The organism is Methylobacterium sp. UNC300MFChir4.1 (genome assembly GCF_900110155.1).
In the GTDB taxonomy this organism is placed as follows: domain Bacteria; phylum Pseudomonadota; class Alphaproteobacteria; order Rhizobiales; family Beijerinckiaceae; genus Methylobacterium.
Genome location: NZ_FOCS01000002.1, coordinates 54,585 through 67,408, shown reverse-complemented (window position 1 = coordinate 67,408; position 12,824 = coordinate 54,585). Strand labels below are relative to the sequence as shown.

13 protein-coding genes are annotated in these 12,824 nt (G+C 69.3%); 11 read left to right on the top strand and 2 right to left on the bottom strand.

The window, feature by feature from the left end; genetic code table 11:
• Window positions 1-484: 484 nt before the first annotated feature.
• The gene (locus tag BMY19_RS03730) at window positions 485-1,345 is read left to right on the top strand and encodes a hypothetical protein (protein WP_244534825.1); all 861 of its coding nucleotides are present in this window, start codon (window positions 485-487) and stop codon (window positions 1,343-1,345) included.
• Window positions 1,346-1,368: 23 nt separating this feature from the next.
• Here BMY19_RS03730 and fdhD read toward each other — a convergent pair whose 3' ends face one another.
• Window positions 1,369-2,142: a formate dehydrogenase accessory sulfurtransferase FdhD gene (gene fdhD, locus BMY19_RS03725; RefSeq protein ID WP_244534842.1), complete on the bottom strand. Its 774-nt coding sequence runs from the start codon at window positions 2,140-2,142 to the stop codon at window positions 1,369-1,371.
• Window positions 2,143-2,512: 370 nt separating this feature from the next.
• Here fdhD and coxB point away from each other — a divergent pair, with 370 nt between their 5' ends.
• The 10 genes from coxB (at window position 2,513) to BMY19_RS03680 (ending at window position 11,914) form a co-directional block, all read left to right on the top strand.
• Window positions 2,513-3,352: a cytochrome c oxidase subunit II gene (gene coxB, locus BMY19_RS03720; protein ID WP_056522032.1), complete on the top strand. Its 840-nt coding sequence runs from the start codon at window positions 2,513-2,515 to the stop codon at window positions 3,350-3,352.
• Window positions 3,353-3,402: 50 nt separating this feature from the next.
• On the top strand, window positions 3,403-5,031 hold the full coding sequence (ctaD, locus tag BMY19_RS03715; protein WP_020091411.1) for a cytochrome c oxidase subunit I: 1,629 nt from the start codon (window positions 3,403-3,405) through the stop codon (window positions 5,029-5,031).
• A gap of 215 nt (window positions 5,032-5,246) precedes the next feature.
• Window positions 5,247-6,197 (top strand): heme o synthase, encoded by a 951-nt coding sequence (locus BMY19_RS03710; protein WP_020091410.1) that lies wholly within the window; start codon window positions 5,247-5,249, stop codon window positions 6,195-6,197.
• 5 nt (window positions 6,198-6,202) lie between these two features.
• A complete protein-coding gene (locus tag BMY19_RS30760) occupies window positions 6,203-6,367 on the top strand; it encodes a hypothetical protein (protein WP_020091409.1) in 165 nt (54 codons plus the stop codon).
• A 10-nt stretch (window positions 6,368-6,377) separates the two neighbouring features.
• Window positions 6,378-6,989, top strand: coding sequence for a cytochrome c oxidase assembly protein (locus BMY19_RS03705; protein WP_100250890.1), 612 nt, complete (start codon window positions 6,378-6,380; stop codon window positions 6,987-6,989).
• Window positions 6,990-7,136: 147 nt separating this feature from the next.
• Complete coding sequence (locus BMY19_RS03700; RefSeq protein ID WP_020091407.1) at window positions 7,137-8,000, top strand: cytochrome c oxidase subunit 3; 864 nt, start codon at window positions 7,137-7,139, stop codon at window positions 7,998-8,000.
• Window positions 8,001-8,115: 115 nt separating this feature from the next.
• A complete protein-coding gene (locus BMY19_RS03695) occupies window positions 8,116-8,526 on the top strand; it encodes a DUF983 domain-containing protein (protein ID WP_170862899.1) in 411 nt (136 codons plus the stop codon).
• Window positions 8,523-9,287, top strand: a complete 765-nt coding sequence (locus BMY19_RS03690) for an SURF1 family protein (protein ID WP_100250889.1) — start codon at window positions 8,523-8,525, stop codon at window positions 9,285-9,287. The genes BMY19_RS03695 and BMY19_RS03690 overlap by 4 nt, the downstream gene beginning before the upstream one ends.
• 212 nt (window positions 9,288-9,499) lie before the next feature.
• Complete coding sequence (gene sfnG / locus BMY19_RS03685) at window positions 9,500-10,615, top strand: dimethylsulfone monooxygenase SfnG (RefSeq protein WP_100250888.1); 1,116 nt, start codon at window positions 9,500-9,502, stop codon at window positions 10,613-10,615.
• Window positions 10,616-10,657: 42 nt separating this feature from the next.
• Window positions 10,658-11,914, top strand: coding sequence for an SfnB family sulfur acquisition oxidoreductase (locus tag BMY19_RS03680; protein ID WP_100250887.1), 1,257 nt, complete (start codon window positions 10,658-10,660; stop codon window positions 11,912-11,914).
• Window positions 11,915-11,922: 8 nt separating this feature from the next.
• Here BMY19_RS03680 and BMY19_RS03675 read toward each other — a convergent pair whose 3' ends face one another.
• Window positions 11,923-12,810, bottom strand: a complete 888-nt coding sequence (locus BMY19_RS03675; RefSeq protein ID WP_020091402.1) for a cation diffusion facilitator family transporter — start codon at window positions 12,808-12,810, stop codon at window positions 11,923-11,925.
• Window positions 12,811-12,824: the final 14 nt, after the last annotated feature.

Sequence of the window (12,824 nt, the reverse complement as noted above, 5' to 3'; positions counted from 1 at the left end):
CAAGCCGTCGGCGCCACGCGCCCGGCCTCTTGCCGCAGGCCATCCGGCCGGTCCGGGAGGACACGTCCGTCGGCCTGCGTTCATCGAGGACCCGGACCGCTCGGAGAGCGGTGCGCTGGCGCGCCCGTGTCCGTCTGCCGAAACTTCTCGCCCGCGCGCGAGACGGCGACGGCCGGGATGCACGGCCGATGGGACAGTTGTGCTGTCCTAAGTCGCGAAACTGCCAGATTGAAATGTTTTCAGCAAGAGACTGCAGGCCGCGACGGTGTCGCCGCTCTGGATGACGGGCCGGGACCCGCTCCGCGCCTCCGCAATCTCGCCCGAATCGCGGGATCTACGGGTCGTGCCGAGCACAAGCGGCATGCGGGGCAACGACCTCGCCGGCATGGTCGAGGTCCGGGTCTACCGGCCCGGACCATGCCGGAACCGGACACGAACCGGACACTCTGCCGGGTCTCCAAACCCAGAACGCACAAGAGTGACGATGACGAGCAGAGCCGCTGCGCGCTTCCCACGCCCGATGAGCCGGACGCTTCGCGCCGCGTGCCTGTCGGCGCTCGCTCTCTTGGGCGCATCCGGCGGGGCGCGCGCGCAATTCGCCTTCGAGGAAGAGGTCCTTCCGCCTCGCGTCATCGCTTGGCGCCTCGCAGATCGCGGGTTCAGCGGCCTGAGCCGCCCGCGCTTCGACGGGCGGGTCTACGTGGTCGACGCCGTCGGTCCCGCCGGCGCGCCCGTCCGGCTGTTCGTCGATCCCATGACGGGCGGGATCGTGGGCCGCCGGCCGATCGGTGCGCCCGAGACCGTCGCTCGGCTGGAGCGACCCGCACCGGGCTTCGGCTGGACCGAGGACGAGGTCGTGCCCCGCCGCGCGATGCGTCCGGTCCCGTCCGAGGACGGTCCGGTGGCGCGGCCCCAGCGCCGGCCGGGCACCGAGGCCCTGCGGCCCGAGGCCAATCCCGAAGGTGTGAATCCCGACAGCGTCGGCCGGACCGCTCAGCCCATCGCTCCGCCAAAGCGGGTCGCGCGCGGGGCGCTCGCCCGGACGCCGGAGCTCAAACCGACCCCCCGCACGTCTCCCGAGGCGCCGGCCCCCAAGCTCCCGCCGGCCGATACGGCCAAGGCGGATCCGAACGCCGGTCCCGCGCCCGAGACCAAGGCGGCAGCGATCGAGAAGGCCCCGGTCCCGGTTCCCGCTGCGCGCCCCGCCGCGCCGTCGAAGCCGGCCGACGCCGCCGTGGCCGAGACGGCCAAGCCGGCCGCGAAGGATTGGAAGGATCCGCCCACGGACAAGAAGCCGGTTCGGGTGATCGGCGGCGCGACCATCGTCCCGGGCCAGGCCGAGTAAATTCGGCGGACGGGACCGGCGCGTCACACGCCGTCCGTCAGCCGCTCGGCTCCCGTGAACACCGTCACGGTGTCGGCCCGCGCGATGGCGCAGAGCGTGATGCCGTAGGACCGGGCCCGGTCGAGGGCCAGGGACGTCGGCGCCGAGATGGCGACGATCACGGCCGCGCCGAGCCGCGCGGCCTTCTCGACCATCTCGAACGAGCAGCGGCTGGTGATGACCAGGAAGCCCGAGTCCACGGGCGTCCCGGTGCGCATCAGGGTGCCGATCAGCTTGTCGAGAGCGTTGTGCCGGCCGACATCCTCGCGCACCGCCGCGAGGCCGCCGTCGAGGCGCGCCCAGGCCGCGGCGTGGACCGCGCGCGTCTCCGCGCCGAGGCGCTGGGCGCTGTCGAGATTCGACAGGGCGCGGGCGATGGCCAGCAGCCCGACCCGGACCTCGGAATCCGCCCGCTCCCCGGCCCGCGGCAGCTGCGCCAGGTCCTCGATGCCGCAGACCCCGCAGCCGGTGCGGCCGCTGATGGCGCGCTTGCGCGCCAGATGCTCGCGGAGCCGGCCCGGCGCGAGCTCGACGTGGAGGCGCAGACCGTCCGACGCCGTCTCCACCCGGGTCGCGCGGATCTCCTCCGCGCTGTCGACGATGCCCTCCGTCAGGCTGAAGCCGTAGGCGAAATCCTCGAGGTCGGCGGGCGTCGCCATCATCACGGCGTGCGGCACGCTGCCGTAGACGAGGTTGACCGGCGCCTCGACGGCCAGCGCCCGCGTGTCCGGCCTCGGCGCCGAGCCCGTATAGGTCATCACCTGCATCGGTACCGGCACCGCGCAGGGCAGAGGACCGGAGGTGGGGCTGCCGGTTTGGGTGGACATCTCGAACTCCGCAGGCGTGGCACGAACGCGTCGCGACGCTTCATCCCCGGCGCGACGCGACGGGGAACGATTTCGCCGGGCCCTAGTGCGCCGACGCCACGAGGCGCCGTCAACTGGCGGGAAAGCGCGCGATGCGACGCTTGTGCGGTTGCACGTGGCCGGCCCTTGTGGTCTGAAGCGCCGGTCGGATAATGCCGGGTGACACAACCGGTACTCCGTCACGTCGGTACAATCCCGCACGCGTTCAAGACGGGGAGGTCCGGCGGCAGCCAGACAGTTTCAGGGGAGCCACGAGAGGCAGATGCGGACGGTGCGGACGATCAACCGGTCACTCTGGAGCCTCGCCGCTCTCGGCGCCCTGCTCTTCCCGATATCCGGCGCGCAGGCCGCGGGCTTCGGCCAGCCCGTGCCGTGGGAGATGGACCGGCAGATCCCGGTCACCGAGAACGCGCGCGACATCCTGAACTTCGAGATCGGCCTGCACTGGCTGTCCCTCGCCATCTCGGTGTTCGTCCTCGGGCTCATCCTGTGGTGCGTCTACCGCTTCGGCGAGAAGCGGAACCCGACGCCGTCGCGCACCACGCACAACACCGCCATCGAGGTCGCCTGGACGATCGTGCCGGTGCTGATCCTGGTCGCCGTGGCGATCCCGTCCTTCCGCCTGCTGCGCACGCAGCTTTCGGATCCGAAGGCCGACATGATCGTCAAGGTCGTCGGCCACGCCTGGTACTGGTCCTACGAGTATCCGCAGACCGAGGCCGGCGGCGGCTTCACGTTCGATGCCAACATCGACGAGGACAAGCAGCCGCGCCTGCTCCAGACCGACAACGAGATGGTCGTTCCGGTCAACAAGATCGTGAAGATCCAGGTCACCGCCGCCGACGTGCTGCATTCCTGGGCGATGCCGGCCTTCGGCTTCAAGATCGACGCCGTCCCCGGCCGCCTGAACCAGATGTGGTTCAAGGCCGACAAGGAGGGCACCTTCCACGGCCAGTGCTCCGAGCTGTGCGGCCAGCGCCACGCCTACATGCCCATCGTGGTCCGCGTGGTCAGCGAGCAGGCCTACGCCGACTGGCTGAAGGAGGCGAAGACCAAGTACGCCCGCATCGACAACGGCACGAGCTTCGCCGAGGCCCGCTGAGCCCCGGCTGATCGAACAGACCCCATCAGATCCACAAGGCATTCGAATCCATGGCTACAGCCGCAGCCCATGCCGGGGCCCATGAGGTCCACGACCACAAGCCGTCGTTCTTCGCCCGCTGGTTCCTGTCGACGAACCACAAGGACATCGGCACCCTCTACCTGCTGTTCGCCTTCTGCGCCGGAATCATCGGCGCGTTCCTCTCCTTCGGCATCCGGATGGAGATGGAGGCGCCCGGCCTGCAGTATTTCTCCAACCCGGCGACCTACAACGTGTTCGTCACCGGTCACGGTCTCATCATGGTGTTCTTCATGGTGATGCCGGCGCTGATCGGCGGCTTCGGCAACTGGTTCGTGCCCCTCATGATCGGCGCGCCCGACATGGCGTTCCCGCGCATGAACAACATCTCGTTCTGGCTGACGGTGGCGGGCTTCTGCTCCCTGCTCTGCTCGCTGTTCGTCGAGGGCGCGCCGGGCGCGTCCGGCGCCGGCACCGGCTGGACCGTCTACCCGCCGCTCTCCACCGCCGGCCATCCCGGCCCGGCCGTCGACTTCGCGATCTTCGCGCTCCACCTGTCGGGCGCGGGCTCCATCCTCGGCGCGATCAACTTCATCACCACGATCCTGAACATGCGCGCCCCGGGCATGACGCTGCACAAGATGCCGCTCTTCGCCTGGGCCGAGCTGGTCACCGCGTTCCTGCTGCTGCTCTCGCTGCCGGTGCTCGCGGGCGCGATCACGATGCTGCTGACCGACCGCAACTTCGGTACGACCTTCTTCGACCCGGCCGGCGGCGGTGACCCGATCCTGTACCAGCACCTGTTCTGGTTCTTCGGTCACCCCGAAGTGTACATCATGATCCTGCCGGCCTTCGGCATCGTGTCGCACATCATCGCCACCTTCTCGCGCAAGCCGGTCTTCGGCTACCTCGCGATGGCCTACGCCATGGTGGCGATCGGCGTCGTCGGCTTCGTCGTGTGGGCGCACCACATGTACACGGTCGGCCTGTCGCTGCAGACGCAGTCCTACTTCGTGTTCGCCACGATGGTGATCGCGGTTCCGACCGGCGTGAAGATCTTCTCGTGGATCGCCACCATGTGGGGCGGCTCCATCCGCTTCACCGCCGCCATGCACTGGGCGGTGGGCTTCATCTTCCTGTTCACGGTCGGCGGCGTCACCGGCGTCGTGCTGGCCAACTCGGCGGTCGATAAGTACCTGCACGACACCTACTACGTGGTCGCGCACTTCCACTACGTGCTGTCCCTCGGGGCCGTGTTCATCATCTTCGCCGGTGTCTACTACTGGTTCCCGAAGATGACCGGTCACATCATCCCCGAATGGGCCGGCAAGCTGCACTTCTGGCTGGCCTTCATCGGCGCGAACGTCCTGTTCTTCCCGATGCACTTCCTGGGCCTCGCCGGCATGCCGCGCCGCTACGCCGACTACCCGGACGCGTTCGCCCAGTGGCACAAGGTGTCGACCTACGGCGGCCACATCTTCGCGCTCGGCATGTTCGTGTTCGTGATCGGCGTGATCCTCGCCTTCCGCTCGAAGGAGCGGGCCGCGGACAACCCGTGGGGCGAAGGCGCCACCACCCTCGAGTGGACGCTCTCCTCCCCGCCCCCGTTCCACCAGTTCGAGACGCTGCCCCGCATCGTCGACGAGCCGGGCGCGCACTGATAGACATCCCGCGAGGGCCGCGTCCGCGGCCCTCGCCCTTCCCCGGAGGCCGGTCGGCCGACCTCCCGGCAAGGGCGAGCGATGAGGGCGACCCGCACGGGCCGAGGGAGAAGTCCCGGGCCCCGCTCACGCCGATCCTTGGAACACGTCGATTTCGAGACACGACTCGGCCGTGACGCGCGCGGCCGGGCGCCGACACAGCAGCGGCAGACGCGATGACGAGCCTGACGAACACGATCGGACCGGACGTTCCGGCCCCGGCCCTCACGACCGCCGGCGGCGACGTTCCGGACTACTTCGCCCTGCTGAAGCCGCGGGTGATGGTCCTCGTGATCTTCACCGCGCTGGTCGGAATGGTGGTCTCGCAGGGCCACGTGCAGCCGGCCATCGGCGCGATCTCGCTCCTTGCCATCGCGGTCGGCGCCGGTGCGTCCGGCTGCCTCAACATGTGGTGGGACGCCGACATCGACGCGGTCATGAGTCGGACCGCAACCCGGCCGATCCCGTCGGGCCGGATCACCTCCCAGGAGGCACTGGGCTTCGGACTGTTCCTCTCGGTCGCCTCCGTGGTGGTGCTCGGGCTCGCCGCCAATCTCCTGGCCGCCGCGCTCCTCGCCTTCACCATCGTGTTCTACGCGGTGGTCTACTCGATGTGGCTGAAGCGGGCGACCGCGCAGAACATCGTCATCGGCGGCGCCGCCGGAGCCCTGCCGCCAGTCATCGGGCAGGCGGTGGTGACCGGCTCGGTCGGCGTCGAGTCGCTGATCCTGTTCGCCATCATCTTCATCTGGACCCCGCCGCACTTCTGGGCGCTGGCCCTGATCAAGGCCGACGAGTACGCCCGTGCCGGCATCCCGATGATGCCGAACGTCGCCGGCCCCGCCTCCACCCGCCGCCAGATCGTGTGGTACTCGCTGCTCCTCGCACCCCTCGGCCTCGTGCCGGTGGCCCTGGGCTTCGGCGGCCTCGTCTACGCGGTGGTCGGCCTCGTGGGCGGCCTCGGCATGGTGGCGTTCAGCATCCGGGTACTGCGGAACCGCGAGGGGGATGCCGAGCGGCGCGCCGCCATGGGCATGTTCGGCTTCTCGATCCTCTACCTGTTCGCGCTGTTCTCGGCGCTCCTGGCCGAGCAGAGCTTCGGCCTGTTCCGTCCGGTCCTGGGTTGAGCGCCATGGCGGATCCCGAGATCCAGTACCGGCCGCTCACGCCCGAGCAGGAGGCGCGCCGCCGCAAGCGCTCGATCGCGATCGCGCTCGCCCTCGGAGCCTGGGTCCTGCTGTTCTTCGTGCTGACGATCGTCAAGCTCGGCCCTCAGATCCTGACCCGGCCGCTCTGAGGCGCCTGCGATGACCGTTCCTCCATCAGGATCGAGCCGAGCCGCCACGCGCACCGCCCTCGCCTGCGCGGGTCTCGCCGTGGGCATGATCGGCCTCGCCTTCGCGTCGGTGCCGCTCTACGACGCCTTCTGCAAGGCGACCGGCTACGACGGCACGCCCCGGCAGGGACCGGCGCTCTCGGCCTCCGCGGCGCGGACCGACGACAGCATGGTCGTCCATTTCGACACCAACGTCGCGCCGGGGCTGCCCTGGAAATTCATCCCGGAAGTGAGCAGCGTCGAGGCGAAGCTCGGTGAGACCAAGACGGTCTTCTTCCGCGTGCAGAACACCGGCAGCACGCCCTCGGCGGGTGTGGCGACCTTCAACGTCCAGCCCGGGTTGATGGGTGGTTACTTCGTCAAGATCGCGTGCTTCTGCTTCAATGAGCAGACGCTCCAGCCGGGCGAGACGCTGGACGTGCCGGTGGTGTTCTACGTCGATCCGGCCGTTCGGGACGACTCGAACACCGCGCATCTCTCGGAGATGACGCTGTCCTACACGTACTTCGCCTCCAAGAACGGTCAGCCCGTGAAGGCGGCGGTGGCGAAATCGTCTTCCTCGGGAACGAAGGGCGATTTCTGATCGCGGACCCGTGACAACACGGGGCCGCAGCGACTAAAGCTGCGAGCAAGCTTGGGTGTGGTGCGTGCCGCGCCCGGCCTAGGGCAAGCAACGAACAGCGTTAGGCCGGGAACGGTGCAGGGCGCGAGGGTGAGGAGCGACGGGACGATGGCCGAGGCGCACGCCAAGAATCACGACTACCACATCCTGAATCCGAGCCCGTGGCCGTTGATCGGGGCCTTCTCGGGCTTTCTCATGGCGTTCGGCGCCGTGTTCTGGATGAAGAGCCTCACGATCGGCACCCTGGCTCCCGGTCCCTACATCTTCGGGGCCGGCACGATCGGCGTCCTCTACACCATGTTCTCGTGGTGGAAGGACGTCGCTCACGAGGCCAATTCCGGCGACCATACCCGCGTCGTCCAGCTTCACCACCGCTACGGCATGATGATGTTCATCGCCTCCGAGGTGATGTTCTTCGTCGCGTGGTTCTGGGCCTACTTCGAGGCCGCCCTCTACACCGCCGACCCGATCCAGGTCTCGCGCGTGGAGTTCACCGGCGGTGTCTGGCCGCCGAAGGGTATCGAGGCGTTCGATCCCTGGCACCTGCCGCTCCTGAACACGCTGATCCTGCTGACCTCGGGCACCACCGTCACCTGGGCGCACCACGCACTGATCGAGGGCGACCGCAAGGGCCTGAAGTACGGCCTGTGGCTGACGATCATCCTCGGCGTGCTGTTCACCGCCTGCCAGGCCTACGAATACAGCCACGCCGAGTTCGGCTTCTCGGGCAGCATCTACTCGTCGACCTTCTTCATGGCGACGGGCTTCCACGGCGCCCACGTCATCATCGGCACGATCTTCCTGGCGGTGTGCCTGTTCCGCGTCTACGCGGGCCAGTTCACCCCGCGTCAGCACCTCGGCTTCGAGTTCGCCGCTTGGTACTGGCACTTCGTCGATGTCGTGTGGCTGTTCCTGTTCGCCGCCATCTACGTGTGGGGTTCGGGGGTCTTCCACGGCGGCGGCGCTCACTGAGCGGAACCATCCCGCCGCCGCATGGCGGATCTGCGAAGGGCGGCTCAGGCCGCCCTTCTGCGTTTCCGACGCCGCGCGAACCCCGTATCGACGAGAGCGGCCCGCGCCCGGGTCGATGGGGTCCCGCACGGAACAGGTCTGGAGTGTGCCCGTGAACAACCGAACCTACTCGCCGCCTCCGCCGATCCCGACCGGCCTGCGCGGCCGGTGCCCGCGCTGCGGTGAGGGTCACCTGTTCAAAGGGTTCCTGAGCCTGCGCCCCACGTGCGAGGCGTGCGGGCTCGACTACGCGCATTTCGACTCCGCGGACGGGCCGGCCTTCTTCGTCATGTCGATCGTCGGCCTGATCGTGGTCGGTCTCGCCCTCTGGCTGGAGATCACCTACGAGCCGCCGATCTGGGTCCACGCCCTGGTGGCCCTGACGCTCTCGGTCGGGCTCAGCCTGATCCTGGTGCGGCCGCTCAAAGGCCTGCTCATCGCCCTGCAGTTCAGCAACCGGGCCGAGCAAGGGCGCTTCGAGCCGTGACCGCGAGTGAACCGCACCGGGCCGGCTGGCGCGACCTCGTCGCGCCGGGACTCGCCTCGCTGATCGCCCTGGCCATCCTGCTCGGTCTCGGGACGTGGCAGCTCGAGCGCAGGGCCTGGAAGGAGGATCTCATCGCCCGGATCGTGCGCCAGAGCCGCGCGGAGCCGGTGGCGCCTCCGGCCGCGGATGTCTGGGATGCGGCGCGCGACGAGTTCCGGCATGTCCGGATCAGCGGTCAGTTCCTCAACGACCGGGAAACCCTCGTGCACGGGCTGGCGCCCGGCGAGACGCCGGGCCGCGCCCTGCAAGGCTACTACGTGCTCACGCCGTTCCGCCGGGACGACGGGAGCATGGTGATCATCAACCGGGGTTTCGTTCCCACGGAGCTGAAGGCGCAGGGCGATCGCCGGGACGGCCTGATCGACGGGTCGACGACGGTCACCGGCATCCTCCGCGCGAGCGAGGCCCGGGGGATGTTCGTGCCGGAGCCGGATCCCGCCCGCGGGGAGTGGTTCAACCGGGACATCGCCGGCATCGCGGCGGCGCGCGGCCTCGGAACGGTCGAGCCCTACCTGATCGAGGCCGACGCCGTTCCCGGGCAGACGACGTGGCCGCGCGGCGGCCAGCTCCGGGTGGACCTGCCGAACAACCACCTGCAATACGCATTCACGTGGTTCGGCCTCGCCGCCTGCCTGATCGGCGTGTTCTCGGTCTTCGCGTGGCGCCGCCTGCACGATTCGCCCGCGGCCCGCGCCGCCTAGGACAAAGCCGCGCGCGCAGGATCTCGGCGAAGAAGAGTCTCGCCGAGATCGGCTTAAAAACGGCAACCCGTTCCTTTGACCGACGGCCATCGCCCCGGAATACTTTCGGTGTTCTTGAGCGATCGGTCGCGTTCTGCATAGTGTATTCAGTTCGCGGCGATCATCCGAAGACGACACGGCGCCCGACCGCCGTGCAACAGAGGTAACGCCGGATGACCAGCCATATCGCCGACGCGGCGGCGCGCGAGCCGATCCGCTTCGCCTACTGGGTGCCCAACGTCTCCGGGGGGCTTGTCATCAGTAAGATCGCCCAGCGAACGAGCTGGGATGCCGAGTACAATCGGAAGCTGGCGCAGATCGCCGAGGAGGCAGGGTTCGATTACGGGCTGACGCAGATCCGGTTCACCGCGGGCTACGGCGCCGAGTACCAGCACGAATCGGTCGCCTTCAGCCACGCCCTGCTGGCCGCGACCACCAAGCTCAAGGTGATCGCCGCGCTCCTGCCCGGTCCCTGGCATCCGACCCTCGCCGCCAAGCAGATCGCCACGATCTCGCAACTCACCGAAGGCCGCATCGCGGTGAACATCGTTTCGGGCTGGTTCTCGGGCGAGTTCCGGGCGATCGGCGAGCCCTGGCTCGACCACGACGAGCGGTACCGCCGGTCGGAGGAGTTCATACGGAGCCTGCGCGGGATCTGGACGCAGGACAACTTCACCTTCCGCGGCGACTTCTACCGCTACAGCGACTACACGCTGAAGCCGAAGCCGGCCCAGCCGCTGCCCGAGATCTTTCAGGGCGGCTCGTCGCGCGCCGCGCGCGACATGGCGACCCGCGTGTCGGACTGGTACTTCACGAATGGCGGCACGCCGGAGACGATCCGCGCCCAGGTGGACGATATCCGCGCCAAGTCGGCCGAGACCGGCAATCATCCCCGGATCGGCGTCAACGCCTTCGTCATCGCCCGCGACACCGAGGAGGAGGCCCGCGCCGTCCTTCAGGAGATCATCGACAACGCCGACCCGGACGCCGTGAAGGCCTTCGGTCACGAGGTCAAGAATGCCGGCAAGGCCTCGCCGGAAGGGGAAGGCAACTGGGCCAAATCGAGCTTCGAGGATCTCGTTCAGTACAACGACGGCTTCAAGACCGACCTGATCGGCACGCCCGACCAGATCGCCGAGCGGATCCTGGCGCTGAAGGATGCGGGAGCGGACCTCGCCCTGCTGGCCTTCCTGCATTTCCAGGAGGACGTCTCGTATTTCGGCGCGCACGTGATCCCGCGGGTCCGCGCCCTCGAGGCCGCCCGCGACCGGCGCGCCGAGGCCGCCTGAGCGCCGCCCGCCGAACCGTATCCCGACTGATCGGAGTGAGCCATGAACATCGTCGTCGATGCGCGCACGCTCGAGCCGGAGCACCGCCCGGGCGCTCCCGGCCCCGCGCGGCCGCCCTCACCCGCCCACGTGATCCGTGACGACGCCGAGGCGCTGGCCGTGGCCCACGGGCTCGCGGCCGAGTTCCGGGCCGGCGCGTCGGAGCGGGACCGCCACGCCGTGCGGCCGCTCAAGGAGCTCGACGCCTTCTCGCAGAGCGGCCTCTGGTCGATCAACGTGCCGCGCGCCTATGGCGGCCCCGAGGTCTCCTACCGGACCCTCGCGCAGGTCATCGCCATCGTGGCGGCCGCCGATCCCGCCATCGCGCAGATCGCCCAGAACCATCTCGGCATCCTGGCGGCGATCCGGACGGTGTCGGACGAGGCGCAGAAGCACCTACTGTTCGGCGAGGTCCTGCGCGGAACGCGGTTCGGCAACGCCTTCTCGGAGCGCGGCACCAAGCGGGCGGCCGATTTCGACACGCGCCTCACCGATCACGGCGACCACGTCGTGGTGCGGGGCCGGAAGTTCTACGCCACCGGCGCCCTCCTCGCGCACTTGGTCCCGATCGTCGCCCTCGATGCCGAGGGACGCGCCTGGTACGCCATCGCCGAGCGGGACGCGCCCGGACTCACGGTGATCGACGACTGGTCGAGCTTCGGCCAGCGCGGCACGGCGAGCGGGACCGTGCTGATCGACGACGTGCGCGTGCCCAAGACCCATCTGGTGCCGGCCTGGAAGGGCTACGCGGCGCCGACCGCCGACGGCGCCGTGTTCCAGATCATCCAGGCCGCGGTCGATGCCGGGATCGGCCGCGAGGCCCTCGACGACACCATCGGCTACGTCCGCGAGAAGGCCCGGCCCTGGATCGACAGCGGGCTGGAGCGGGCGGCCGACGATCCCTACACGATCCAGGCGGTCGGCGACCTGACCATCCGGCAGCACGCCGCCGAGGCGCTGCTCGACCGGGCCGGTCTCGCCCTCGACGCGGCGGTCGCGCGGCCGGACGCCGAGACGGTCGCGGCGGCCCAGATCGCGGTCGCCGAGGCGAAGGTGCTGACCACCGAGGTCGCCCTGGCGGCGTCGAACAAGCTGTTCGAGCTGTCGGGGACCCGCTCGACTCTGGCCGCCGAGAATCTCGACCGTCACTGGCGGAACGCGCGTACGCACACGCTGCACGATCCCGTCCGCTGGAAATACGCGATCGTCGGCAACCACGCCCTCAACGGCGTGAACCCGCCGCTCCACGCCTGGAGCTGATCGGCGGCCTACAGCACAGGCAATCCCCGCGCCTTGGCCTCCTCGCCCGGCTCGACGTGGATGGTCACCACCGCCCCGGGGATCGTCGTCTCCAGGGCGGATTCCAGCCGGTCGCAGATCGCGTGCGAATCCTCGACGGTCATCGCGCCGGGGACGACGAGGTGGAAGTCGATGAAGGTCGCCTGACCGGCGGAGCGCGTGCGCACGTCGTGCGCCTCCAGCGCGCCCTCGCCGTGCTGGGAGATGAGCGACCGGATCTGGCTCACCATCTCGGCCGGGGCGGCCCTGTCCATGAGGCCGTCCACCGACTCCCGGACCATGCGGAAGCCGGACCACAGGATGTTCATGGCGACCAGCCCGGCCACCACGGGGTCGAGGACCGGATAGCCCGTCACCACCACGGCGCCGACGCCGGCCAGGACGCCGCAGGACGTGACCACGTCGGCGAAGACGTGGCGCGCGTCGGCGATCAGGGCCGGCGACCGCCACCGCCTTCCCCAGCGCATCAGTGCCGCCGCCCAGACCGCGTTGACGATCCCGGCCGCGAAGTTGATCGCGAGGCCGACTGCGGGCGCGTCGAGGGCCTTCGGGGCGAGCAGCCCGAAATAGGATTCGCGCAGGATCAGCAGCGCCGCCACCACGATCAGCGCGCCCTCGATCACGGCCGAGAAGAACTCGGCCTTGTGGTGACCGTAGGGATGGTCCTCGTCCGCCGGGCGCGCGGCGACCCGCAGGGCCACGAAGGCGCCGATTGCGGCGACCACGTTGATGATGCTCTCCAGCGCGTCGGAGTACAGGGCGAGGCTGCCGGTGAGCCACGCCGCGTAGAACTTCATCGCCGTGACGGCGAGGCCGATGCCCGCGCTGAAGAGGGCGGCTTTCTGGGTGCGGTCCATGGTTCGCGCCGTTG